Here is a 26,032-nt window from a genome sequence, read left to right on the forward strand (position 1 = left end):
GTTAGTGTGCTGGTTCCTTCTCATCAGTTGCGGTGTGCTGAGCGGCGGGGTCGTCGTGACGCAGAAAGCCCAGGAGGGAGTCCGCGAATTCTTGAGGAAACTCGAGCTGCGGCATATGGCCACAACCATCGAACACGACGGCATGATCAACATCGATCTGCTCTAAACAGGCGCGGAAATCCCGGTAGGGCAGGATGGCATCTTTGTTTCCCCAGGTCAGCATGACGGGGATCTGAGGTCGGCGCGCCTCGACATCCGTCTCTTGGCCCGAATCTCGACCGGCGACTTCATTGAAACGAGCCACCAGATCCTCGCGCCATTCAGGCCTGATTCCCTTCAGTCCGCCAAGCACCCGGACAAAGGAATAGAACGTGCGAGAACGATGTGAATGGCGGGCGATGGCACCTTGAACAGCGACTCGTCGTGAAGTAGCTGATCCTGGGCGACGCAGAATCACGTGCTCAATCGGTGCGTACATGAGCTTCAATTTGGTGGCCGCGGCACTAAGCTGACCAACCCGCGGAGCGGCGACGAGTCGAAGCAACGGAGTGGTCGAATCACCGAAACCGGCGGGGTCAATCAACGCGACGCTCGCCACGTTATCGGGGCGCTGTGCGGTCATCTCCATGGACAGGGCACCACCTAGCGAATTGCCAACGAGATGGATGCGCTTCTCGCCGAGTTCATCAAGCGTCGCCCACAGCAGCTCAGCTGTACCGGCCAGGGTGATCTCCGCCGCCGGGTCGCTGAATCCGAAACCCGGAATGTCAATGGCAATGAAACGCTTGTGCTTGCCGACGAGTACTGCCTGGTCATCCCAGTCTTCCAGTGAGCGACCAATGCCGTGAATCATGATGATGGGGATGTCGTCTACGTGGTTTCCGGCTGTATTGTCGGCATCTGTGTGACCAACGTCGCTTGGCCTGCCACTCGGTCTGCCACTTGGCCCACCGCGACGCACGCGAACTGTGCGCCCGTTGACCGTGATGTTCTCGGTTTCCGGGAGATCGGTCAGGTCGGTTTCGGTAAATGGCTCGTCGGAGGTAATGGTTGTGACCGCTGGCCCCAGGCGCCGTGGCCCCGGCGTTGATGAACTGGCCATGTCGAGGCAGTCTTGGCCGAAGAGCATCTCACGACGCTGGTCACCATAGGTAATCTCCGGAACCTCGGAAATATAGTTCTGTGTGTACTGCCATGGGGAGCTATCACCCTGAGTAGGGAACCGCCGAATGCCACGATGAATGTAACCGGCATCGAGTTCCATCATCGGAATATCAGTACGCCCAGTTGGCAGCGCCGGGCAGTAGTATTGCTCGCCGGTTTTCCAGAGCTTGATCATGTATCGCGCGACCATGTCCGACCGCAGTGTCCACGACGCATTGACGTAACCAATGGTGAAACTGAAGTTCGGCAGTCCAGCCAGCATGATGCCACGGTAAAACACCTGTTCCTCGAGCTTTAGCTCATTGCCATCGATACTCAACGTGCCGCCACCGAATGCCTCGAGCTCTAAGCCAGTCGCAGAAACGATAATGTCGGCTTTAAGTTCTTGGCCCGACATCAACAAGATTCCATCCGGGGTGAAGCGATCAATGGTATCCGTGACGACGCTCGCATTACGCTTCAGTGCAGTGAAAATGTCACCATTGGGAGCCTTGCATACGCGCTGGTCCCACGGGTTATACGTCGGGGTGAAATGCTTGTCGATTTCACGAGCAGGCAGGAATGGCCGCTGCATCATGCGAATGCCAAACTTGAGCAGCTTTGGCGTGCGCTTGGCCATTTCCCATTGCGCCATGTCTCGCGCGATGTGATTGGCGCGGGCGACACGGGAGCCGAGGTCGTCGGGAAGCACGGTTTTCCAGAATCCACTGATGAGATCGACAGCGGGCAGGGGAGCGACATAGCTCGGGCTGCGTTGCAGCATGGTGGCGTGCGCACCCCCGTCGTCAAGCGCAGGAATCAGAGTTACCGCCGTCGCGCCGGAACCAATGACGACGATCTTCTTTCCAGCAACATCGAGATCTTCTGGCCACTGCTGTGGGTGAATGATCTCGCCAGTGAAGTCCTCCTCGCCTGGAAAAGTCGGCCGGTAGCCACGGTCGTGGGCGTAGTACCCGGAACCATAGTGGACGCGCCGGGCGTAGATTGTGCGCTCGCCATCGCTGGTCACAGCAGTAATTGCGTAGAGATTCTTGTCGGTTTGCCAGTCTGCATTCTTGATCCAGGAGCCCGTGTGCAGGCGATCGAGCGCACCACAATCGCGGGCGACGTCGCGAAGATACTCTTTGATCTCGGGACCACCACCGAGCGTGCCCTTGTGCGGCCACGGGCGGAACGGAAATGCAAAGGTGGCCATGTCCGAGTCGGAACGGATGCCGGGGTAACGGAATGTGTGCCAGGTGCCACCGATGTCATCGTGGACATCGTGCATTTCCCATGACCAGCTGGGGAAATTCTCCGCCACATGATGAGCCATATTGATGCCCGAAAGACCTGCGCCCACGATGAGCAGGTCAAGTGGGTTGTCGACGGTGCCGGCAGTGTTGGCAGGGTCGGTGGTGCTCTCAGTGCCATGCTGTGTAGTCATGGGCACAGAATAATTAAGTTAATGAAACAAAATGCCAGAATGCTGGAATCGCTTCTTTAAGTTCAGCTTACCCTCGATGCACATCACGTGACCAAAAGCAAGTACTGCCCTAAAGTGAGGGTGGGCAAGGAAAGGGGCTTGCCCATGACAGTTGGTTGATCACTTCTACTGAGGAGATGAATCATGGCTGATATTTCCCGTTGGGATCCTTTTGCTGAACTGAACGCGCTCCAAAAGGCCTTCTTTGGAGACAACCCGAGCACTCCGGCACGTGCCGTGAACATTCCGACAACAGATGTTTACACACGTGATGGTGCTATCGTCGTCGAGGCGCATCTTCCAAGCTTCAAGAAGGAAGATATCGACTTGGATGTTGATGGTCGTACGCTAACTATTAGCGCCAGCCGTCATGAAGTCACGAAAGACACAGACAAGAAGTACGTCATTCGAGAGTCTGCGTCTAACTTCCAGCGGCGCGTAACGCTTCCAGAGGGCACAGACACTGAGAAGATTGAAGCGAACCTCACCGACGGCGTGTTGGTGATTACCATCCCTACGCCAGAAGCGAAGAGCTCGAAGAAGAAGATTGCGATCACCTCGAATGCTCAGCCAGAGGCTATTGAGGCTGCCGAGGGTGAAGGCGAAAACAAGGAGTCAGAGGTAGTGGACTCCTAAAAGAGTCAAGGAAAGGGCTACAAAGAATCATTATGTAGCCCTTTCTTTGTGTCTGAAACCAAATACCCAGCATCTTCTCGTGCCATCATGTGAGTGCGACACCAAACCAGCGTCTCTGTGACCTTACCGAGCCAGCCGTCACGTACTCACTGGTCAATGGGATCGAGAGTGAAGCCGAGCTCGTCGGCACCGTTCGTCGTGAGGTTCACCGCCAACGGAATCTGATGCGAAGCACTTTCCAGAATGTGCATGAAGTAGCCACCTGTGTTGGGCAGCGCGACGATGTCGCCGACAGCGATGCCTTCCGGAAAGACGATGCGTCGGCGAACGATCACTTCATCCTCAATGCAGTAGGCGCCGACGAGGAATCCACTGTAGACAGAGCTGGCACCGCGATCGGATCCACGACCAGAACCACCATTCGACGCACACGGCACCAGGATCGGATCAACAAGAATGTCGTCAGTCGTCGTTCGGCACTGAGTGCGGTTCATTTCGAGGCCGATCAGCGGAACCCCGTCGCTACGTTCTTTCAAGAAAGCGACGCGAGCTAGCGTCATGCCGGCACCATCCAAGACAGAGCGCCCTGGCTCCAAATGAAGTCGCAGTCCACGTGACGCCAACGCGTCAGCAGCGCTGCGCCGAGTTCCTCCATCTGTCAGCATTCCGCCAAGAAGCTGCCGGAGCCAGTCACCACGAGTTGGTTCCTGATGGAACGGGTAAATCGACTGGAGTGGGTCGTTCTTCCAGGTAAACTGCTCAGCATGCATCGAATCGAGGTTGGCGCGTTGCTCTAGGAACGCATCCCATTGATGACGGTCGTCGAGATAGCTCATCGGCACACCGCCACCAAGATCGACGAACTCTACTGCGTGGCCACATTCGCGAGCCTGATCCACAATCTGCAGAGCCTGCTCCAGGGCAATGCACCGGTCCGATGCGGAATACCCATGCAAATGAACGTGCACGCCGACGACGTCGATAGGACCAGCACCGTCTTCCGCGTGAGCGCTCGTACCTAGTGTGCGCAGCCAGGAATTCCATGTCTCCACAGACGCACCGAAGCGAGTGGCCGGAAGAGTTGCTGGGTCGGGTGCCAATCGGGGAGCAACCTGAACGCGAGTGCCACGCTCTGCGGCGATAGCCATCGCGCGGTTGGCCTCCGCTGGCGCATCAACGGAAATCACGGCACCGGCATCAATCGCACGAGTCAGAAACACGTCGGGCTTGATCGCTGAGCTCACGATAATCCTGCCGCCAGGCACCCCGCGCTGCAGGACCTGTTCCAGTTCGCGCTGACTTGCGACATCAACACCATGGCCGGCATCTCTCATGGCATCGACAATGCTCAGAGTCTTGTTCGCCTTCCGAGCCATGAACACCCGCACCTCGACACCGAAGTCCTGACCAGCTGCCGTCAACTCGTTGATATTGCGCAGCACCGGCGCAGGGTGATGAACATTAATCGGCGATTGATGCTGCTCAACCAGCGATTCGCACACCTGTGGCTGTTCGAGCAGCTCAATCATCCAGGGTTCGAGTCGTCCCGTTAGTGGCACCGTCGCGTGCGCACGCGGATTGCCGATCGCCGTGACCCGATGCTGCGTAACCACCCTTCGCGCCCACCTCGGCACAACATTGTGCAGCTCACGCGATAGCGTGTCGGACCCCGGAAGCCTGATCTCAGCCGCGCGTCCAATCACCGACAGACCTGCGAAGCCCTCGACACCGCCAGCACCATCAACCCGCAGCTCCTGGCCACCCAGCACCTGAGCCACCAGCATCTCTGGCAGCATCCCTTGCGGTGCCAGCACCGCATCAATCACGAAGTCCGCTTCATCCAAGAAGCGTGACGACGTCAACCGCCCACAATCCACACACCCCGACTTAATGAGAGCCAGCAATTTAGAAGCATTCTCCGAGGTTGGACCAAAAGCGACCCGCTCCAAAATACGAGCCAATCGGTAGAACTCCTCGTGTAGAGGTTCCCGATTCTGGTTGGCCACCCGGCTCACAATCGTCGGATACATCTGCCGGAAAGCCTGTCCCACCGCCCAGCGCGCGCCGGGCGACGTTGCACCCACAGCAATATCCCGAGAACAACGGAAAGCCTCGATTGCCGATTCGTCGTCACGGAAATCCGCGCCGGCGATGACTGCAGGAATATTCGCCACCTCGTCGCGGACACGGGGGTTTGCCGCGCCAGCGACCGACAGCAATGTCGCTGCATAGTCCGCGAGAGCAGCTGTCAGCTCGTCGATATTCGAGCAGGTACGCACAGCAATGCACGCAGCCTCCAGCGCGGCGTCGTCGCGATAGTTGGCCAGCGGAGTATCAGGATCCGGCTTGACCTCCATGAACCGACCGCCGCGCCCGACCGGAAAGACTGTGCCCGGCTCACGGCCACTGCGCTGATACTCCAACTCTCCGGCAGCGCCACGAGCGAAAACGCCGCCGCGACCTTCCGTGAGTTCCAGCGCAGCATCAATGAATGTCAGCGCAGTTCCGCGACTTGCGACGACCGCACCCTCCGTGATGCCCCGCAATTGCTCTGGCGGATACGCGCCAACAGTTCGACTATCCCGAGGCAGCGCACCGGACCAATTCTGTTCGTGCCCCGTCACCAGGAGCACTTCTTGGTACTCACGTTGGTATTCCTGCGTCGGAGCATCATCGCTGCTCAGAACCCACGAGCTATCGTCGTTGTCGCTTCTTTGAACAGAGGTGACTCGGCTTTTGACATGACGAACAGTGCAGAACGGCGCTGCCTGCTCACCAATGTGCTGCCATGACTCGGCAAGAAACTGACCGACCAAAGCACGAGGAGGGAAGTGGCTCAGCGGTTCGGATTCTCCCCGGGCACGGCGCCAGTCGTCGAAAAGCCCAAGCGAAGAATTGATGATCCGCGAAGACACATTCAACGTCCAATAATCCGGCTGCTCCGGACTATAAGCAGAACCGGCGCCTGGCGGAGCTGGATCCCACACGTCCACGGCAATCGGAACGCGATGCGCGCGGGCATGTGCAGCCAACTCTTCGACAGCCCACAAACCGCGCGGACCAGCACCAACGATGCCAATGTGCAAGGAAGCTGGGGTGCTAGTGGACTGTGGCATTATGCGGATTCCTCGTCGTTGGTGGTGTGGTCTGGATTCAGTTGGGTGAGCAGATTCGGCAAGCTTTCGGGTTCGCAAACGTTACGACGAACCCAGTCATCGTCGTACACCGTATCCAGGTAGGCATTGCCGTGATCATGGAAAATCAGGACGGCATCGTCGTTGTCGCCGAACTCATTGATCATCGACAGGAACGCCGCAGCCACCGCGCCACCTGATGCACCGGGTAGGAAGCCTTCGCGCTGGGCTACAAGGCGGGCACCCGCAATTGCGTGGGGAGAATCGATGCGGATGACGTCGTCAGGTGTGAACTGACGGGAAAGCTCCGGGACGACACCAGCGCCGAACCCCGGCAGAACCCGATCTGCGCGGGTGCCGTCATAGAGAACCGATCCCATTGCATCAACTGCGATGACCTTGGTGTTCGCATCGATCTCGCGCAGGTAGCGGAGGCAACCACCGATGGTTCCTGTAGTGCTAACGGCCACGAAGAGGTGCGACGGCGCATGTCCCAGCTGTGTGACGATCTCGCGCATCGTGCCCTGAGAATGGGCCTCAAACACTGCTTGATTGGAGTACTGGTCCAGATTTATGGAGTTTGGAAACTCCTGAAGCAGCTCCGCCACCTTAGTTTGCCGAGCTGCCAACCAGTCGCCAGTTTCCGGATCTGGCTGCGTCACATGATGAACAGTCGCGCCCAGCGCTGCCATCGTCGCAACGGTCTGACTGTTCGCGCGGGGGTCAACCACACAGTGAAAGTGCAGGGAACGCAGGGCACATTCTCGGGCGAGCGCAACGCCGAGATTGCCCGAACTCGACTCAATGACAGTTCCACCGGGGCTTACCTGTCCGCGCATGAGTGCATCTTCGAGCAGAGCTGCGGCAGAGCGATCTTTAGCACTGCCTCCGGGATTGAAACTCTCTAGCTTTCCCCATATGGAGATTGCGGAATCGGAGCTCATCCGACTGAGCCGCACCAGTGGCGTATTGCCCTTGGTTTCATTAATGCTGTCTACGGGGGCTTGTGTCGGCGTGTTCATTGCCGACAAATTTACACCGTTAACTCTCTGCCTCGTAGGGAAAAAACGGTAACAATTGAGGAAAGTATCTAGCCCTCGAACAACGATGGCAATTAAAAATTTGCCATGCTTGACCTGTGCTAACAGTGAATTGAAGGCCCGCCACAATGAACGACACTAGTACCGACTCACCTATCCACCCCGTCATTATTATCGGTGCCGGCCAGGCTGGTCTCGCCACCGCCTATTACCTCCAGCGCGCTGGGATCCGTCCCTTGCTTTTCGACGACCAGCCCTCCCCAGGAGGCGCCTGGCTCCACGTGTGGCCATCCATGACGTTGTTCTCGACTTCTGACTTTTCCAATTTGCCAGGCAAACCCATGCCGAAGTTCGAGGGATTTCCGCCTGCCGAGCACGTCGTGAAGTATCTGGCCGACTATGAAAAGCGCTACGACTTTGATGTGCGCCGGCCAGTAAAGGTCACGAGTGTGGAGGCAATCGAGACTGATGAGACGGACTCCGGCATTGTCTTTACAGTCCATGCTGAGTCGAGCGAGGGGGCCGGCGAAACTTATCGCGCGCGACACATCGTGGCAGCGACAGGGACGTGGTCGTCGCCATTCGTGCCAGCGGTGCCAGGGAGGTTCACTGGCAGACAATGGCACTCGGCGAATTACCCGGGATCAGAAGCATTCCGCGGAAGTTCAGTGGCTGTAGTTGGTGCCGCGAATTCGGCAGCGCAGCTCGCCGCAGAATTGGCGCTGGACCCGGAGGTAGGCGAGGTCACGTGGTACACGCGTCACGAACCACGCTGGATGCCCGATGATGTCGATGGACGCGTCCTATTCCAGCGCAATTCTCAGCGTGCGCTCGCTGTACTGCGCGGTGAACCCGATCCGGGAGCGGATTCTGCGCTCGGTGACATTGTCATGTTGCCTGCGGTCAAACAGGCGCGGGATCAGGGCTTGCTTACAGCTACGCCGATGTTTCACACGCTTGACGACGTCCACTCAGACCACATCATCTGGTGCACAGGTTTCCGGCCAGCATTGGGGCCAGTGCGAGGGCTGCTTACCGGACGAAAGCCGAAGTACCCAGGAGTTCACCTGGTTGGCTACGGCGACTGGGTAGGTCCTGGATCGGCAACAATTACGGGCGTGGGCCCATCAGCGAAAGCTGCAGCGTTAGCCGTCATCGAAGCCGAGGGACGTGAATCGGCGACGATGGCAGACTAGCGACAAATTCGCAGCAGACTAGCCGTTCACTCCCTGAGCATCTTCCACGTCAGCTAGCTTGCGCTCCCTTGGGAATGGATTCTTCAAGTACTCCTTGAGCAGCTCAAAACCATCCTTACCCAGCACATATGGAGCCTCGGCGTGGCCGGTGGTCTCGGGGTCGTCGATAGGAATAGCCGAACCGTGCGACAGCACGTGCTCGCCTGGGGTCAACTGACGAATACCAATACCAGCGATCCGATCAGGGTGTTCGGCGGCAATATTTCCGTAGATGAGCGGGTCGTGCTGGCCGTCATCGCCAACGAGAATCCACTTGATCTCGGGGAAGTCGATAATCAAATTTCGCAGCTGCACCTTCTTGTGTTCCTGTCCGGAACGGAACAAGCCAGTAGGCGTTGGACCCCAGTCGGTCAACAGCATCGGCCCCTTCGGCAGCAAGTGCTTGCCAATAAAATCGACCAGGCTGTCGTAGGTGTTCCACGCGCCCGTCGACAAGTAAAAGACAGGTGCGTTCGGATGGCGCTTCAACAGCTCAGCGTAAAAGCTCGACATTCCTGGAACCGGCTTGCGGGCATTCGTGCGCAGCACCCACGAGTTGTACGCGGCAAGCAGTGCACGTGGCAGCCAGGTGACCATGATGGTGTCATCAATATCGGAGACCAGGCCAATCTTCGTGCCAGGTTCGATGATGAACACCTCCGCCTCGACGGGTTCGGCATCCTGCGCCTCGATGGTCACCTTCTGCCAGCCCGGTTCGAGACCGTGGTCCTTCACCTGGACTTCGACATAACCATTCTCGTTGGAATGAGCCTCAACTACTGCATTACCAGCGCGGACTGTGACTGGGTGGCCACCAACTTGGATGGTAAAGAACTGGCGAAAACCGCGCTGCGCCTTCGTAGAAAGAGAAGAATTGGCAGTCGCCTCGTTGTCCATGCGCTCTTCATCTGGATCACGCATGAGCACTCGAGCGAGCACACGGATCATCCCCTCATCACCGTAACCGTAGTAACCGGTGATGGAGGGTTTCCAACCTGCTTCGGCTGACCGTTTGGTGCCAACCTTGTTCATAAGTTGTTCGGACTTGCGGACAATGTCTGCGATTCCCATGCCTCCCAGAATACGGACTCGGGGGCTTCAGGTTAGCGTTTTGTCAATTCGTAACTGGCATGTAATAAATCGAGCGCGTCGTCTGTATTGGCGCTGCCGTCGAGAAGCACAGTCACCCAGTGCTCCTTATTCATGTGATACCCGCGCGCAAATCCAGGCTGTTCCACGAGAGCATCAATCAGCGGTGGCTCGGACTTTACGACGACGATGTCGATCACCTCATCCGAATCGTGGCCAGCGCTGTCAGCACTCAACGCGGAGCGACGAACCTTGGCGAGAACGGCAAACCACTTGCCCTGGTGCGGATGGCGTAACACCGACCACGTCGGATGCGCGGTGAAAATGTACTTGGGCTTCGCACCCAGGAACTCGTCCGCGTACATGACGATGTCATCGACAGTTGCGTTCATGGCGAACTACATCCCCTGCTTGACGGCCTCCGCGATCGGTGTTGAACCGTCGTGGAAGTTGAGAGTTTTCTTGATCGACGCAGGCTCATCGACCACTGCTGCAACAACGGCGGCGACATTAGCGCGCGATGTTGCTGGGACAGACAGATCGCTGACGTTGTCCAGATCTGCATCATCGGAGACAACTGTGATCTGATCGGTTGGGGCATCGAGAGTCAACACCGAAGGGCCAAGAACGGTCCAATCCAAGTCGGTTTCCTTGCGGAGATACTCGTCCGCCTGGGACTTCGCGTTGTAATAGGCGTACATGCCGTCGGACTTCGCCACACCTGGGACTTCACCATCGACGAGGTGAGAATTGAAGTACGACACCATGACGAAACGTTGCACATCAGCACGTTCGGCTGCCTGCATGACGCGGATTGCAGTATCGCGATCGAAGCGCCAGGTGCGGTCGGGGTCGCCACCGCCGACACCCGCTGACCATACGACGGCTGTGCTACCTGCGATTTGTTGGGCAATGGAGTCGACGTCGAGAAGCTCAACGTTGGCTACCACCGCGTTGGCGCCGGTCGCTTCAACTGCCTCAACTTGCTCCTGCTTGCGAATGATTGACCGCACAGTGTGCCCAGCGTTAGTGAGTAGTGGTGCTGCAAGTAGAGCGACTTTTCCGTGGCCACCGATAATCGTGATAGTGGACATAATGTTCCTCCTTCACCGTGAACGGTTGGTGGTGCCACGATACAGATTTTTGGCTCAGGCTTCGGGAAATTCCTTTAGTCGCAGGAGGCTTCTTCAGCTACATGAGGCTACTTTGCGCCGTAGATGGGGAGGAGGGTGTCGTCGACGATAGCGTCGATGGTTTCGTCTGAGCATGAGCCCTGGGCGATGAATTCACCGACGAACACCTGGATTGCCATTCGATGCAAGCGGAATAACTCAACTGGTTCGGGGATTTCCCCTTGCTCATGTGCGAGTTCCAAACTCGATCTGATGTGACACAGCGCAGGTGACAGCTCGTAGCTGGTGAACTTCGCGCGAAGCTCAGGAGTGGCCTCAGCCATGAGCCCGAGAGTGGTTTCGACCCTGTATTCATCGAAACCCGCGCGCAGGATCTTCCCAATGGTGCGAAGGTTCTCCCGAAGAGTCGGCTGAAGCGGTTGACTCAATTGAGGTTGTGCCATCCGGGTGATTGCGAAGAAGACCATCTCAGGGCGGGCGGCCCAGCGTCGATAAAGAACGGGCTTGCTGGTTTCTGCTCTCCGAGCTACTCCTTCGAAAGTCACCCCGTGATAGCCCTCATCCTGGAGTTCTTTGAGCACAGCTGTAGCAATGGCATCGAGTAGTTCATCACCGGTGCGTCGAGTTTCGGGCTTCATTCCTCACAGTTTAGATGTTTTGTGTAAGCCATTAACTTAATTGCGTTAACTTCGTGTCGGATTCGACTTTTCGTAGGGGGTATTGACCATGACGCGACGTGATGGATCAAGCTAGAACCATGAGAATTTCGGAGGTTGCCAGTGCTGCTGGTTGTTCGGTGCGGGCGGTGCGTCACTACCACGAAGCAGGCGCGCTGCCGGAACCCAAGCGGGACTCTAATGGGTACCGAAACTACTCACTCTCTGATTTGGCTGGGTTGCTTCGTGTTCGAACGTGCGTGGAAGCAGGAATTCCCCTGTCAACGATCCACGAGCCAGACGCGATGAACAGGGCGTTGACTCTCATTGACGATCGCATCGCTGAACTGGAAGTGCAGCGCGATCGCCTATATGCCCTTATGCGCGATGAACAGAATGTTCCAAGCGATATCGTCGAGACAATCGGGATGCTGATCGACGATCCTGCTCTGCGTAAGCAAGAACTGGACGCCTTGTCATTAATGGCACTCACCGGGGTCGCGACTGCCGCAACCTGGTCGACTCTGCGGTACAACCTTGGCAATCAGGAGTGCCTAGATACCTCGCGCAGACTTACTCGACTCTGGCGTGAGCTCGGGATGATATCTGCGAAGGATCTAGGCGTTCAACAAATGTTGACTGAGTTCGTTGAGTTGTTTCCGCAAGGTTGGATGAAGGGGGTCGTTGAAACGCTCGTTCCTGGGGATTTGCCGTTGACCACTAGTGACGTCAACTTCGTTGGTGCGCAGGCATTGATTCCAGAAGCGTTGGCGGCGGTGCTAGAAAGTGGCAATACCGGTGTATGTCCAGAGTAAGAAGCTGCGTCACGCCCTTGAGCTTGTATGGAACCATCATCCAGGGTTTCGAATACTCCGGTGGGAGATGAAGAACTGGGCAGATTTGGTTCGGCTCATCCGAAGGCAGGAGTTGGTTCCGGCAGATGCGACACCACTGCGTGGATCAGCGGACATCTGGCATCTTCCGTTAGCGATGACCATCGCGTCAGTAATCGAAATCGTCGCTATTGAATTGCTGGTCAATGCGCTATGGTTGCGACTCCTGCTGCTAATCATGTCCATCTACGGGGTCTTGATGATGTGGGGGATCATCGGTGGTCAACTCACTCGTCCGCACTATGCGACACCGACGAACATCGTCCTGCGGCACGGGCGGGAAGTCCTGGCCGTAATACCTCGGACCACAATCACGAGGATCCGGCACGCTCGTGGATACTGCGATGAACGCCGAGTCTGTGACGGCAATCATCTCGTGTTGGGAGGGCCGAACGGGACTAATGTGCTCATTGAGCTGAGTCATCCGGTCAAGGTCGCCCACGACACGTGGCCGTGGCAGAAGAAGCGGGTTTCCGAAGTCAACGCCATCGAATTGTGGCTAGAAAAGCCAGCTGATCTGTCCGCCTAGACTCCATCCGAGAACTGCTGAATCAAGAGCTATCCGCGACCAAATGTAGAGCTGAATCTCTCTCGATACTCTGATGGCGTTATGTGAAGTCTCCGATCGAAGGCGCGGCGGAGATTTTCGTCAGTTCTAAAGCCTGAATGTCGAGCAGCGGCCGTAATTGTATGGCCTTCGAGTATGAGGCGCTGTGCCGTTGCCAGCCTGAATCCTTCAATCCAGCGTATGGGTGTCGTCCCCAGTTCGGCCTGAAACAGGCGACTGAGATGTCGTGGGCTAACAGCTACGTCGTTAGCGAGTTCAGCAACAGTAAACGTGCCGGTGGGATTTGCGAAAATACGGTCTAGAACTGATTTCAGGATAGGACTGTCAACCGCTGGAGAGTTCGGCGAGCCAGCAAACTGTGTTTGACCTCCTGGTCGGTGCATGAAGACAACCATCTCCTGTGCGATCGCGCGACTGATCTCGGCACCGAAATCCTCCTCGACAAGTGATAGCGCCAAGTCGATTCCAGCGGTTATTCCAGCAGAAGACAAGAACCCGCCATCGTGCACATGCAGCATATCCGGCTCAACTCTTACTTTCGGGAATCGTTGCGCCAGATCTCGGGCATTGCGCCAATGAGTTGTGGTTCTGCGACCGTCAAGAAGTCCTAGTTCTGCGAGAAGGAACGCGCCAGTACAAACGCTGGCAACACGACGCACGCCTTTCGTGATTTGCAGCGTTGCCTTGAGAAGATCTTCATCAAGTTCCTCGTCGGGCAATGTGTCGGAACCGGTAATGACGACTGTGTCGAGTGCCGTAGCGCCCGCAGCTGAAGCTGCTTCTGTATCTGCAATTGGCAGTCCGTTAGCAGCGAAAACAGTTCCGCCATGTGGGGAAAATACCCTCATTTCGTATCCACGGGCACGGCCGAAAACTTCGGCAGGACCATGCAAGTCGAGCATGGTCACGCCGTCGAATACCAAGAACCCGATGCGCTTCATGTCAGCAAGTGTTGCTTTCGTGGCCGAAATTGCATGGTGCGAGTCTAACCCCTACCGAACAATGAAATGCACAGATGAGCCGAATCATTCGCGGCTGTCAACAAGTTCACGTACGTACCTGAGGTACATCCAAGAGCAAAGGAGTCTTCCAATGGCTGGCACAAATGAACGAATCGCAAATGCAACCTTGCGTTCAAAGATCATGCTTGCAGATGAGGCAGCACAATTTATCAATCACGGCGACACAGTTGGGATGTCTGGATTCACTGGGGCGGCATATCCGAAAGAAATGCCAACCGCTATAGCAAACAAGGCAAAGGAAATTCACGCCAAGGGCGATGAGTTCACGATCGACCTATTGACTGGAGCCTCTACAGCTCCTGATTGCGATGGCGTCCTCGCGGAAGCGAAGGCTCTAAACTACCGAATGCCGTATCAGTCTGATCCGGACATGAGAAAGAGCATCAATGCAGGTGAGATGCGCTATCAAGATATTCACCTGTCACATTCCGCTTTGCAGGTAGAGCAGGGATTCTTTGGCAACGTTGATGTCGCTATCGTCGAAGCCACTCGAATCACCGATGAAGGACATATCGTCCCATCGTCAGGTGTCGGCAATAATGTTGAGTACCTGGATGCTGCAGATCGCATCATTATTGAGGTGAATTCGTGGCAGTCGCTTGATCTCGAGGGGATGGCAGACATCTATCGCACGCCTCGACTACCGAATCGCACGCCGATTCCGATCAATAACGTCGGTGATCGTATTGGAACGTCGTACATTCCAATTGATATTGACAAAGTCGTTGCTGTTGTGGAAACGGACGCACCCGACCGAAATTCCCCGTTTAAGCCATTTGACGAGATTTCCAGCCAGATTGCTGGAAATTTTCTGGACTTCCTCGAAGGTGAAGTAAGCGCTGGGCGACTTACCTACGACGGCTACATCATGCAATCTGGTGTCGGAAACGTTCCGAATGCAGTGATGGCTGGTTTGTTGGATTCCAAGTTCGAAAACATTCAGGCATACACCGAGGTCGTGCAGGATGGCATGATCGACCTTATTGATGCTGAGAAGATGACTGTCGCGTCCGCAACGTCATTTGCCTTGTCGCCGGAGTACGCAGAACGGATGAATCGGGAAGCTGCCCACTATCGCAAGTTTCTGGTTACGCGGCCACTGCAGATTTCCAATCACCCAGAAGTGATTCGTCGAATGGGACTCATTGCAAGTAACGGCATGATTGAGGCGGATATTTACGGCAATGTGAACTCAACTCATGTTGCAGGTTCGAGAATCATGAACGGCATCGGTGGATCGGGTGACTTCACCCGTAATGCTTTTGCCTCGACGTTCATTTCGCCTTCGTCGGCGAAGGGAGGTGCCATCTCGGCGATCGTACCGTTTGCTTCTCATATCGATCACACGGAACACGATGCAATGGTCATCATTACGGAACACGGCTACGCAGACCTGCGTGGATTAGCTCCCCGCGATCGTGTGGCAAAGATGATTAGTATTGCGTCCCCGGATTATCGTCCGCTCCTTGAGGAATACTACGAGCGGGCGCTCAAGGCCACACCGTTTATGCAAACGCCGCACGACCTGCGCACAGCTTTCGACTTGCATGTCAACTTCAATGAGAAGGGATCAATGAAGTAATCGACGGCGGTTTGGCTGAATCTCTGTTCACGTCCATCGCTCAGGATGGTTGCAGACCGTTAATTACGTTTAGAATGGGTGCTGCGTGGCGACGAATCCGTCGTAAAGCTGTCTTCCACACAACCGCACATCAGCGATTGGAGCACCCATGTCCGAGAACCCAGATTTGCGAGTAGGTGACCCAGAGCGGTCACAGGCATTGGACGTGTTGGGGGAGCACTTCGCGAATGGCTATCTGGACCTGGCTGAGTTCGAAGAACGGACGGAGGAGGCGGCGCAGGCAAAGATGCGTTCCGAGTTGGATGCGCTGTTTGCCGATTTGCCGGGTGGCATTGAGGCGAACGCCCGCGCTGACGTAGCCCGTACTGACCTGGCGCGACGAGGTACAGGTGGCGTGAGTGGTGCCAGTGGTGTGGGGGCCGTCGGTGCTGGAGCGAACTCGCTGCCATCCCGAGCAAGTGCGCTGGATACCGAGTACGAACTGGATCGCATTATCGAGCGCGGCAAGAAAGTAGAGCGCGCTGACTGGCTGATCGGGTCGGTGACGATGATCGTGTTCTTCTTGGGGCTGTTCGTCTTCGAGTGGAGCTACTTCTGGTTGGCATTCCTCGTCGGTGGTGCGGCGGCGGTGGGCGTCCGAGCTTTCTACGGTCTCGATGACGAAGATGAAGACATCTACGACGAACTCAGCGAGGCTGAGAAGAAGGAACGAAAGGAACGCCTGAAGTTGGCCGTGGAACGTCGCCGCGAGTTGGGGAAGTAGCTCAATAAATCAGTCTCGTTGGTGTTGTAGTGGAATTGTTTTTCGCAGATCTCAATATCGGTGGCGTCCCCATCGATGCACTCGGACTTGTTCTGCTGCTTCTCGCTGGCATTGGTGCAGGAATTGCCGACGCAACCACTGGTGGCGGTGGTGTCGTTCAAATTCCTATCCTGTTCTCAGTAGCTTCTGGAGCGCCCGTTGCTCCGACAATGGCCCTCAACAAAGCATCTGCCGCTGCAGGAAATCTTGTTTCTTACCTGCGGTTTCGTCGCGCGCCGGGCGTTGCCCATCTTGATACGCGCGCCGCTGCGGTCGCCTGTGCAGTGGGTATTCCTCTTGCCTCGGCGGGTGTGCTGTTAGCGTCCCGCTTATCGACGGCCGTCTTTACGCCACTCATCGCAATCACAATGGTTGCGGTCTTGTTTTATATCGTGGCTGTTCAACCACGGTTGGTACGAAAGCAGCAGGCAACGATTGAAGCGGGCGAAGCTCCTTCGCCGAACCTGATCGTATTCGCATTGATTGTGAGCGCAGTTGCCTTCTATGACGGGTTTCTGGGCCCTGCGACTGGCAGCTTTCTCATACTGATCATCCAGTATGTCTTGTCGGTGAGTTTGGGTCGAGCGTTAGCGACGGCTAAGTTCATTCAGCTGATTCTGAACACCACTGGTGCAGTCGCCTATTGGCTAATCAGTCCTCCTTCTCTGGCGCTGGTCCTACTTCTCGCGCTCGGCAATGCCGTTGGTGGCTGGTTCGGTTCCAAGTGGGTAGTGAGGTTCTCCGATTCGACGATTCGAGCCTGTCTTGTCGTAGGTGTCATTGCATCGCTTGTGTTGATGCTTGGACGAGCACTAATCAACTGACGAACATGGTGCTTGGCATGGCAGTTTGACCACAACAGTTAGCACCTGCAGCGGTGGCAGCACGCCAATCTGGGGGAGTCGGCCTGAGAAAAATAACAGAATAAAAAAATTCACGGAATAACGCTAAAAACAGCGCAATTTTGACCGGCGATAAAACACAGTTGCGCTGGCCTGATGAGGTGCATGCCGTTCAGTCGGGGTGGTCGTCGTGACGTTATCGAACTGAAATAAGCCTCTGCGAGTCCCCTTGACAGACCGGGGAGGAGGTCGGCTACGTTGGGCGCCCATGGGTGGTCAAAGAGAATCTTTGGCTCGACCTACGCTTCGTGGCACGGCTGCGCTGCGGTCACCTGGGGTCTCAACGAAGAATGAGGCGCAGGAGTCCGCTTTAGGCGAAAAGTACCAGGTAGGAGAAAACACCTTTATGCGTTCTTCCATCAAGAAGACTGTTACCGGCACCGCAATGGCACTCGGCATCGCAGCAGCTCCACTGCTGGTTGCTCCAGCTGCACAGGCAGCAACCGTTGAGCAGTGGGACCAGGTCGCACAGTGCGAGTCCGGTGGCGACTGGCACATCAACACCGGCAACGGCTACTACGGTGGCCTGCAGTTCAGCCCAACCACCTGGACCGGTTTCGGTGGCGACCAGTACGCACCAACCGCTGACCAGGCAACCAAGGAACAGCAGATCGAAATCGCTGAGCGCGTCCTCGAGGGCCAGGGCCCAGGCGCATGGCCAAACTGTGGTGGCCCACTGTACTAAACAACAAACCTCTGCGGACGGTCGTCGTAACGCGTTAGCCTGACACCCATGTCAGAACTCTTCGCGCTATCAGACGTACCGCACTGGGAGCTACCAGGTTTTCGCCGAACGTATGCACCTGGTTCGCTCACCATTGGTTTGTCACTTCCTATTGAGGAAGATTCTGAAGAGTCGCCCGACGACCACCTGGACAACCAGGTTCGCCTTGTAAAGAAGGCCGAGTCGGGCGGCTTTTCGGCTGTCTGGGTGCGGGACATTCCACTGCGCGTCGAAACCTTCGGTGACGTTGGGCAAGTCTATGACCCATGGATGTACCTGAGTTACCTGGCAGCTCATACGAAGTCAATTGCGCTGGGCACAGGCGCGATCGTGGTGCCGTTCCAGCACCCGTTAGTGATGGCGAAGCGCGCAGCCACCATCGATCGACTCAGCGGCGGTCGATTCCTGTTCGGTGTTGCTACCGGAGACCGTCCCGAAGAATTCCCGGCTTTCGGCCAGGACAAGGGCAAGCGTGACGACGTCTTCCGCGAACACATCGCCGTCTACCGCAAGGCAATGACCACGAGTTACCGCCCTATTAAATGGAGCGGCGGAAAAATGGGTGGTTCCGATGTCGTGCCTAAACCGATCGCGCGCGAGGTACCACTGATTGCGACGGGGTCTTGCCAGCAATCTATGGAATGGAAAGCCGAGCATATGCACGGCTGGTTTACCTATCACCGCAGTTTGCCGGAGCAGAAGGTCAATATTGCGCGGTGGCGGGAAGCAACTGCTGACTATGAGGACTTCAAGCCGTTTAGTGAATCCTTGTGGTTGGACCTTGTCGAAGATCCAGACGCACCTGCTGCAGGTGCCGACTTCGGATACCGGCTAGGCAGGAATGCGTTGCTGGAGTTGTTGGATTCGCAACGGGCGCTGGGCATCAATCACGTGTCGGTGAATTTCCGGCGGAGTCGTCGTCCAGCGGAGGACCAGATGGATGAGTTCATCGAATATGTAATGCCGGAAATAGGATGCGCAATTAGCGAGTGATTCGGTAGCGTGCGGGTATGAGTGAAACCATCTCGACCTCTGACCGGAGTGCGAACCAGAATTCCCAGCTTTTCGAACCGCTGACCGCGGGCGAACTGACGCTGAACAACCGTCTGACTATGGCTGCGCTGACCAGGCAACGCGCAGGCGAGGACGGCACGCCGACGGACCTGCATCGTGACTACTACTCGCAACGCGCAAGCGCCGGCATGGTGGTTACCGAAGGCGTGTTTCCGGCGTACAGCTGCCGCGCTTTCCCTGGTCAGGCCGGAATCGCGAATGATGAGCATGCTGCGGCATGGGAGCCCGTCGTAAAGAAGGTGCATGAAGCGGGTGGCACTTTCGTTATGCAGATCATGCACGGTGGGCGCACGTCGCACCCGGATTTGCTGCGCGGGGCCGAGCCGGAAGCGCCCAGTGCGTTGGCGACGGGCTGGCCGGCGCGAGGTTTTGGCGGAAAGATTGAGGCGCCGGTGCCTCGAGAAATGACGCTTGACGACGTCGCCCGCGTGAAGCGCGAGTTTCTGGATGCGGCGCGCCGGGCCATGGCTGCCGGTTTTGATGGTGTCGAGCTCCATGGGGCGAATGGGTACTTGCTGCACCAATTCTTGAGCCCGGTGTCGAATGTGCGAACTGACGAGTACGGCGGATCGCCGGATGGGCGGGCGCGGATTGTCGTGGAGTTGCTGCGTGAGTTGGCCGAAGAAATTGGGGCCGGGCGCGTGGGCTTGCGGATTTCGCCACAGCACAACATCCAAGGTGCGCTGGAAGAAGACGATGCCGATGTGCTGGCGACGTACGGGGCTGTGATGGATGCAGCTCGGGAGTTGGGCATCGCGTATGTGTCGATGTTGTACGCGGATGTTGCTGGTGCTGGTGCTGGCGATGCGGGTGCTGGTGCTGAGCGTGGCCGTGGCCTGGTTGCCCAGTTGCGTGAGCGTTTTGGGGGCGTGTTTATCCTGAACAGTGGTTTTGCTGAGGTCACGCAGCTAGATGACGCCCTTCACATCGTTGAGGACGATCTCGCGGATGCTGTTGCTGTGGGGCGAATGTTTATCGCTAACCCGGATTTGGTGCGTCGCTGGCGTAATGGCCTTGAACTCAATGAACCTGATAAGTCCACGTTCTATGTTGGAGGCGCGCACGGGTACACGGATTATCCGTTTGTGGACTAGGTAGTGCGTTGCGGGGTGAGTGGCTGCGGCAGCGTTGCTGTCTCGGGTGAGTGGCTGTGGCGCGTGGACCGCGCAAGAACGGCGCCGATTCAATGCCGTGTAATCGTTCTGCGCTGCGGGCTCCGTCGTAAAGCGGAGGTAGTGATAGGTAAACCCTCCGTCGAGCCATGATTAATAGAAATATGTGTTTGGTCACGTTCTATTGAAAGTATTATTCAATACCTCTAGGCTGGAGTTATCCCCCGAGGGGTATAGGGGAATGGTTTTACCAGCACGTTCATCTATTTGGTTCGTCTATAGGAGGCACCATGTCTACCGAAAACACCGCTGCTAACAACGCCGCCACGCAGAACACCGCTACCGAGAACGCTCCAATCGTTCACTCGATGCCACGCATCGGCGACCAGGCACCAAGCTTCACCGCCGAGTCCACGCAGGGCACCGTCAATTACCCTGAGGATTACGCAGGCAAGTGGTCCATTCTCTTCTCCCACCCAGCTGACTTCACCCCGGTGTGCACCTCTGAGTTCATGACCTTCGCTGTCATGGCCGACGAGTTCCGCAAGTACAACACCGAACTGGTTGGTGTCTCCGTCGACGGCCTGCACAGCCACATTGCTTGGCTGCGCACCATCGAGGAGAAGATGGAGTTCCGTGGCTGGAAGAACGTCCAGGTCAAGTTCCCATTGATCGATGACGTTTCCATGAACGTCTCCCGCAAGTACGGCATGATCATGCCGGGCGAGGGCGAGACTTCCGGCGTTCGCGCTGTCTTTATCGTGGATCCAACGGGCAAGGTTCGTACGATTCTGTACTACCCGCAGTCGACTGGCCGCAACTTTGACGAGATTCTGCGCGTCGTCAAGGCTCTGCAGACCGCGGACAACTTTGGCGTCGCAACGCCTGCTGACTGGCGTCCAGGCGAGCGCGTCATCGTTCCACCAGCTGGTTCGTGTGGTGTCGCGAAGGATCGCATGGCCGGCGAGGAAGAGGGCGTCGAGTGCGTGGACTGGTTCTTCTGCACCAAGGCCATCGATGAGGAGACCATCGAGAACACTATTCAGGGCAAGAAGTAGGGCCTGAATTAGGGCTTCAACCTGGGAGCTGCTTTGCGACGATCACGTCGTGAAGCAGCTCTTTTGTTTGGCGGGGTGTTAGCATGGGCCGCACGAATGTTCGGTTGAGTTCGGTTAGTGCAGAGTTCAGTTAGCGGGGAGTCGAGTTGAAGAAGCGAATTAACGTCACGGGCGCCGTGCTTGTTCGAGATGACAAGGTGTTGGCTGCAAAGCGTGGCGCTGGTAAATCGCTTGCTGGCTACTGGGAATTCCCCGGCGGCAAGATTGAGGAGGGAGAAACCCCGGAACAGTCGCTCGCTCGTGAACTCCGCGAAGAACTGATGTGTGATGCCAAGGTGGGGGAGCACGTCACCACGACGGAGCATGAATATGACTTCGGCATTGTCATTTTGTCGACGTATTACTGCACTCTTGAAAGTGGCGAACCCCAGCTCACCGAGCATGAGGAGATCCGTTGGGTCAACGGCTCTGAAATGACCGAATTGATGTGGGCTCCTGCAGATATTCCGGCAGTTGAGATTATCTCCAAAGAGCTCTAAACACCATGGCCAGCGGACCATTAGCCAGCGGGGCCACTGACAGGGACGTAGTCAGTCTCAGACATGACCTGAACTTCGGCTTTGTCGATCATGCGGTTGAGTCGCCACGCATCTACGAACCGCAATTGATTGCGAATACACCAGATGTGTCGATGCTGGGCGCTCTGCACGAAGAGCTGAAACGCTCCGACAGTTTTAAGTTCTCGATCGCTTTTGTGTCCGCGACTGGGTTGGCACTGCTGAAACAGGCGCTGCTTGATTTCAAAGGTCGAGGCACGATTGTCACGTCGCGCTATCTCGATTTCAATCACCCTGATGTGTTCCGGGAGCTGTTGCTTCTCGACAACGTCGATGTCTATATCTATGACAACCCGCGTGCTGGTTTCCACGCTAAGGGCTACGTCTTCGAGCAAACGCCTTTGTTGACGGCGATAATTGGTAGCTCCAATCTGACGGATTCTGCGCTGGTGTCTAACCAGGAGTGGAATTTCCGTTTCTCGGCGAGCACCGACGGCGATATTGCGTACCAGCTGTCCGCGGCCATTGATCGTCAGTTGGCAGATTCCTTTCCGCTCACTGCCGAATGGATCTTGGAGTACGAGCGGGTACGGAAGCCTCGGGTCACGGTTCAAACCGTCTCCGACGAAGGCTTTGATCTCGACGCAGATGCCCGCATTGAGCCGAATGCGATGCAGGCAGACGCTTTAGAAAAGATTGATGAGCTGCGTCTAGCGGGCGAACGACGAGCCGTCGTCGTCTCTGCAACTGGCACAGGAAAGACAATTCTCGCGGCTCTTGCTGTGCGAAACGCCAACCCAGCCCGGATGCTCTTCATCGTTCACCGCGAACAAATTCTGGACAAGGCAATCGAGGAGTTCCGGCGAGTACTCGAACGGCCACGTTCAGACTTCGGCAAGTTCGTTGGGGCATCGCGTGAACTGAACACGCCTTTTGTATTCGCCTCTATCCAGTCGTTGTCGCGCGCGGAAACGCTTAGCCAGATTCCTTCCGATGCCTTCGGCTACATAATCGTCGACGAAGTGCATCGGTCCGGTGCCACTTCTTATCGACGAGTGATTGACCACTTCAGCCCCGAGTTCCTATTGGGTCTGACAGCTACACCGGAGCGTACTGACGGCTTTAACGTATATGAGCTGTTCGACTACAACGTTCCGTATGAGATTCGTTTGCATGCAGCTTTAGAAGAAGAAATGCTGGTGCCGTTTCACTACTACGGCGTGACGGACTTTGTGAATGAGAACAACGAGACAGTTACTGACACGTCAGAACTGGCATACCTCGTTAATGAAGAACGCGTGAAGCACATCGTGGAGAAGCTTCGACAGTATGGGCATCCACGTGGGGCACGAGGGTTGATCTTCTGCAGCCGAAAGACTGAAGCCCGAGAGCTTTCGGTACTTCTCAACAGGGAAAAGCTGAATGGATTGCGACTTCGAACCGCGGAGCTGACTGGTGAGTCTGACATTCGTGAGCGCAATGCGACCGTCGCAAAGCTAGAGGCCGGCGAACTTGATTACATCGTCACGGTTGACTTGTTCAATGAAGGCATTGATATTCCAACGATCAACCAAATTGTGATGCTGCGTGGCACGCAGTCGAGCATTATTTTCACGCAACAATTGGGCCGAGGTTTGCGTAAAGCACCTGGTAAAGACCATCTGCGGGTTATTGATTTCATTGGTAATTATGCCAATAACTATCTAATTCCGATTGCACTTTTTGGCGATAACTCACGCGATAAGGACCGAATTCGAAAAAGCATTATCGAGTCCAGCCACCGCGCACTGTCGGGTGTCTCTAGTGTCAACTTTGACGAGATATCGCAGGCGAAGATTCTGCAGTCGCTAGCCGTGGCACGGATCTCCGGCAAGCAAGAGTTCAAGAAGGACATCCTCAACCTGCAGGAACGCTTGAATGCGATCCCACGGCTGATGGACTTCGCCCGTTTCCAGACAGTCGATCCCGTAGTGCTGTCGACGAAGTATGAAAACTACTGGTCGTTGTTGCATTCATTGAAGTTTGTTGAATCAGCGCCGGGTGCCGTCGAGAAGCCCATCCTTGATTTCATGTCGAAAGAGCTGCTGAATGGCAAGCGACCTCATGAGCTTCTCGTGTTGAGAGAGCTCCTGAAGAAGGGGAAGCTCTCCCGCGAAGATGTTAGGGAGCTGTTCATCACGCAGCGCACCCGGGCGGACGCCAGCATCGTGGAGTCAGTAGTGCGGGTGCTGCATTTTGATTTCCATACTGGCGCACAGGTGGCGAAATACGGCGGGATTCCATTGATCGAAGTCGACGGTGATTCCATTGTGCTCGCACAGGAGCTGGCTGAGGCGTATGGAGTTGGTGCTGGGGTTGCGGGCGCTAGTGTCGACGGCGATGGTTTCCCTGACACTTTCCGTTCGCATGTCGACGACCTCATCGAATGCGGACTTTTCCAGTCCAAGCACGTCACCTCGTGGGAGGGCGAGCTGGTGGTGGGTAATCGATACTCGCGTCGGGATGTGTGTAGATTGCTGGGCTGGGAAAACAACAACGAAAGTACCGTGTACGGGTACAAGGTTGAGCGTAAGACGAAGAGCTGCCCGATTTTCGTGACGTATCACAAGTCCCGTGACGTTGAAGCGAGCGTTGCGTATCAGGATCGTTTCCTTAGCCCGCAAGTAATGCAGTGGTTCACGAGGAGCCGTCGCACCTTGAAGAGTCAGGAGGTCCGCGACATAGTAGAGAACGCGATTGACCTGCACCTTTTCGTCAAGAAGGACGATGCGGAGGGCACTGACTTTTTCTACATGGGCAAAGCGCGCTCGTCGGACGCCGTACAAGAGAAGATGCCAGGCGACGACGGCAAGCAACTGGATGTTGTGCGCATGCACCTGAACCTCGATGCGCCAGTACCGAGCAGTCTGTTCGAGTATCTGGAGTCGAAGCTCGAGGTGTAGTTGCGTTAGTTGCTCTTAAGGGACCGAGCACGGGCACGCAGCTGCTCCGAGTACTTGTACAGATCCTCAAGATTCTCTATGTCGTAACCGTGCTGTTTACGAGTTTCATCGAAGATAACGACTCGTGGAACCTGGCGATCAAAATAAAGTCGCGCGATTGGTTTCCGGTTGTTGTCTTGGAATAGAATCGCGCAATAGCTCTTGGCGTCCCGCATGTGGATATCTGCTGCAGGAATTTCACTGCAGCAAATCGCACGGATAATGCTGAAAGCGGCAATCTCTTCCTCAGTTGTCACAATATCTGAACTGCCGATTTCAAGCTCTTCAACTGTGTCTTCTTTCGGTGACACGGAAGACGTTACTGCCGTCTGGGCAGTGTCTTCCAAGTCTTGTGCAGACTTAAGCCTTCGATTCGCTTCGTCTTTCAAGAACTGTGAGGATGCAGTTGCGACCAAGCGAGTGAACATCTCCAAATTCTGAGTAGTCATCCTTCGCGTGGTGACGCGGGCGGCTAATAGCCGAACCCAATCAGAATCCGGCTCACGGAACTGTGTGGCTAGAACTTTCTTGATTTCGGCGACGTACTTCATTTCCTCAGCGCTAGCAGCGATTGTCTCTGAGTCAAACTTAGATTTCGAGCACATTTCCAAGTGTGGGAATATTCGTGCATCAATATTTGCCAAGTCAATAGTCATGAAGGGGCGCTCATCCATGCGATTAGCCGCGTCCAATTGGGCGTAGAATTCGTAAACTTCACCATTGGTAAGGATCGCAAATTCAGTGTCAGTTACATTGAAGTACCGGACTAGCTGATTGGCATGATCAAGGCTGAGTGGCTCACCAATCTTCTTGCATTCGATCAGGAATCTGAAGTCGTCGCCAGACTTGATTGCAAAGTCAACCTTCTCGCCCTTCTTTACTCCGATATCTGCTGTGTATTCAGGGATTACCTCCCTCGGATCCGTAACATCGTAGCCGAGCACAGAGCTTATAAAAGGGATAATAAACGCTGTTTTAGTTGCTTCCTCAGTTTCGATAATTGGCTTGAGTTCCCGCACTTTGCTCGCGAGTGTGTAAATTGCTTGGTCAATGCTCACTATGAGCCACCTTTCATGGAAGTGCCAACGCAACATCTGTCAAGGAAAGGGGAAACTGAGTTAGTCACCAATTGGTGTCATCTTTCCCTGCATGCCTTGTAAAACAGAAGCTTATACCTTTTAGCTATTCTTCAGCTGCCTGTTTTG

Annotated in this window: 22 protein-coding genes; 13 read left to right on the top strand and 9 right to left on the bottom strand. The window is 55.8% G+C overall.

Annotated features, from left to right (window positions below):
• Position 1: 1 nt before the first annotated feature.
• Positions 2-2,590, bottom strand: a complete 2,589-nt coding sequence (locus WG938_RS00405) for an alpha/beta fold hydrolase (protein WP_339976440.1) — start codon at positions 2,588-2,590, stop codon at positions 2-4.
• Positions 2,591-2,773: 183 nt separating this feature from the next.
• Here WG938_RS00405 and WG938_RS00410 point away from each other — a divergent pair, with 183 nt between their 5' ends.
• Entirely contained in the window at positions 2,774-3,265 is a 492-nt protein-coding gene (locus WG938_RS00410) for an Hsp20/alpha crystallin family protein (protein WP_339976441.1), read from the top strand.
• A gap of 146 nt (positions 3,266-3,411) precedes the next feature.
• Here the strand turns inward: WG938_RS00410 and WG938_RS00415 are convergent, their stop codons facing one another.
• Complete coding sequence (locus WG938_RS00415; RefSeq protein WP_339976443.1) at positions 3,412-6,381, bottom strand: FAD/NAD(P)-binding protein; 2,970 nt, start codon at positions 6,379-6,381, stop codon at positions 3,412-3,414.
• Positions 6,381-7,421, bottom strand: coding sequence for a pyridoxal-phosphate dependent enzyme (locus WG938_RS00420; protein ID WP_339976445.1), 1,041 nt, complete (start codon positions 7,419-7,421; stop codon positions 6,381-6,383). Before WG938_RS00420 ends, WG938_RS00415 begins: the two co-directional genes overlap by 1 nt.
• A 146-nt stretch (positions 7,422-7,567) precedes the next feature.
• Here WG938_RS00420 and WG938_RS00425 point away from each other — a divergent pair, with 146 nt between their 5' ends.
• Positions 7,568-8,635: an FAD-dependent oxidoreductase gene (locus WG938_RS00425; RefSeq protein WP_339976446.1), complete on the top strand. Its 1,068-nt coding sequence runs from the start codon at positions 7,568-7,570 to the stop codon at positions 8,633-8,635.
• Positions 8,636-8,653: 18 nt separating this feature from the next.
• Here WG938_RS00425 and WG938_RS00430 read toward each other — a convergent pair whose 3' ends face one another.
• The 4 genes from WG938_RS00430 to WG938_RS00445 form a co-directional block, all read right to left on the bottom strand.
• Complete coding sequence (locus WG938_RS00430) at positions 8,654-9,745, bottom strand: App1 family protein (protein WP_339976448.1); 1,092 nt, start codon at positions 9,743-9,745, stop codon at positions 8,654-8,656.
• Between the two features lie 32 nt (positions 9,746-9,777).
• Entirely contained in the window at positions 9,778-10,155 is a 378-nt protein-coding gene (locus WG938_RS00435) for an MmcQ/YjbR family DNA-binding protein (protein WP_339976450.1), read from the bottom strand.
• A 6-nt stretch (positions 10,156-10,161) separates the two neighbouring features.
• Positions 10,162-10,857 (bottom strand): NAD(P)-binding oxidoreductase, encoded by a 696-nt coding sequence (locus tag WG938_RS00440; protein ID WP_339976452.1) that lies wholly within the window; start codon positions 10,855-10,857, stop codon positions 10,162-10,164.
• 107 nt (positions 10,858-10,964) lie between these two features.
• Positions 10,965-11,534, bottom strand: coding sequence for a TetR/AcrR family transcriptional regulator (locus WG938_RS00445; protein ID WP_339976454.1), 570 nt, complete (start codon positions 11,532-11,534; stop codon positions 10,965-10,967).
• A gap of 119 nt (positions 11,535-11,653) precedes the next feature.
• On the opposite strand from WG938_RS00445, the gene WG938_RS00450 reads away from it, so the two are divergent.
• Together WG938_RS00450 and WG938_RS00455 are read left to right on the top strand one after the other, a co-directional pair.
• A complete protein-coding gene (locus WG938_RS00450; protein ID WP_339976456.1) occupies positions 11,654-12,367 on the top strand; it encodes a MerR family transcriptional regulator in 714 nt (237 codons plus the stop codon).
• A gap of 67 nt (positions 12,368-12,434) precedes the next feature.
• Positions 12,435-12,974 (top strand): hypothetical protein, encoded by a 540-nt coding sequence (locus tag WG938_RS00455; protein ID WP_339976458.1) that lies wholly within the window; start codon positions 12,435-12,437, stop codon positions 12,972-12,974.
• A 29-nt stretch (positions 12,975-13,003) separates the two neighbouring features.
• Here the strand turns inward: WG938_RS00455 and WG938_RS00460 are convergent, their stop codons facing one another.
• Positions 13,004-13,954 carry a GlxA family transcriptional regulator gene (locus tag WG938_RS00460; protein ID WP_339976460.1) on the bottom strand — a complete coding sequence of 317 codons (951 nt, stop codon included), beginning with the start codon at positions 13,952-13,954 and terminating at the stop codon, positions 13,004-13,006.
• A gap of 151 nt (positions 13,955-14,105) precedes the next feature.
• Here WG938_RS00460 and WG938_RS00465 point away from each other — a divergent pair, with 151 nt between their 5' ends.
• From WG938_RS00465 to WG938_RS00505, 9 genes are all read left to right on the top strand, one after another.
• The gene (locus tag WG938_RS00465; protein ID WP_339976462.1) at positions 14,106-15,617 is read left to right on the top strand and encodes an acetyl-CoA hydrolase/transferase family protein; all 1,512 of its coding nucleotides are present in this window, start codon (positions 14,106-14,108) and stop codon (positions 15,615-15,617) included.
• A gap of 148 nt (positions 15,618-15,765) precedes the next feature.
• Positions 15,766-16,380, top strand: coding sequence for a DUF1707 SHOCT-like domain-containing protein (locus WG938_RS00470; protein WP_339976464.1), 615 nt, complete (start codon positions 15,766-15,768; stop codon positions 16,378-16,380).
• Between the two features lie 29 nt (positions 16,381-16,409).
• A complete protein-coding gene (locus WG938_RS00475; RefSeq protein WP_339976466.1) occupies positions 16,410-17,243 on the top strand; it encodes a sulfite exporter TauE/SafE family protein in 834 nt (277 codons plus the stop codon).
• A gap of 424 nt (positions 17,244-17,667) precedes the next feature.
• Positions 17,668-18,006 (top strand): transglycosylase family protein, encoded by a 339-nt coding sequence (locus WG938_RS00480; RefSeq protein ID WP_339976743.1) that lies wholly within the window; start codon positions 17,668-17,670, stop codon positions 18,004-18,006.
• Positions 18,007-18,054: 48 nt separating this feature from the next.
• Positions 18,055-19,038, top strand: coding sequence for an LLM class oxidoreductase (locus WG938_RS00485; RefSeq protein WP_339976468.1), 984 nt, complete (start codon positions 18,055-18,057; stop codon positions 19,036-19,038).
• A 17-nt stretch (positions 19,039-19,055) separates the two neighbouring features.
• Positions 19,056-20,213, top strand: a complete 1,158-nt coding sequence (locus tag WG938_RS00490) for an alkene reductase (RefSeq protein WP_339976470.1) — start codon at positions 19,056-19,058, stop codon at positions 20,211-20,213.
• A gap of 386 nt (positions 20,214-20,599) precedes the next feature.
• On the top strand, positions 20,600-21,289 hold the full coding sequence (locus WG938_RS00495) for a peroxiredoxin (RefSeq protein WP_339976744.1): 690 nt from the start codon (positions 20,600-20,602) through the stop codon (positions 21,287-21,289).
• Between the two features lie 146 nt (positions 21,290-21,435).
• Positions 21,436-21,828: a (deoxy)nucleoside triphosphate pyrophosphohydrolase gene (locus tag WG938_RS00500; protein WP_339976472.1), complete on the top strand. Its 393-nt coding sequence runs from the start codon at positions 21,436-21,438 to the stop codon at positions 21,826-21,828.
• A 5-nt stretch (positions 21,829-21,833) separates the two neighbouring features.
• Positions 21,834-24,788 carry a DEAD/DEAH box helicase gene (locus WG938_RS00505; RefSeq protein WP_339976474.1) on the top strand — a complete coding sequence of 985 codons (2,955 nt, stop codon included), beginning with the start codon at positions 21,834-21,836 and terminating at the stop codon, positions 24,786-24,788.
• Between the two features lie 5 nt (positions 24,789-24,793).
• On the opposite strand, the gene WG938_RS00510 is transcribed toward WG938_RS00505, so the two are convergent.
• Positions 24,794-25,885 carry a type I restriction enzyme HsdR N-terminal domain-containing protein gene (locus WG938_RS00510; RefSeq protein WP_339976476.1) on the bottom strand — a complete coding sequence of 364 codons (1,092 nt, stop codon included), beginning with the start codon at positions 25,883-25,885 and terminating at the stop codon, positions 24,794-24,796.
• Between the last annotated feature and the right edge of the window lie 147 nt (positions 25,886-26,032).

This window comes from Corynebacterium sp. H113 (genome assembly GCF_037572315.1).
Taxonomy (GTDB): Bacteria; Actinomycetota; Actinomycetes; order Mycobacteriales; family Mycobacteriaceae; genus Corynebacterium.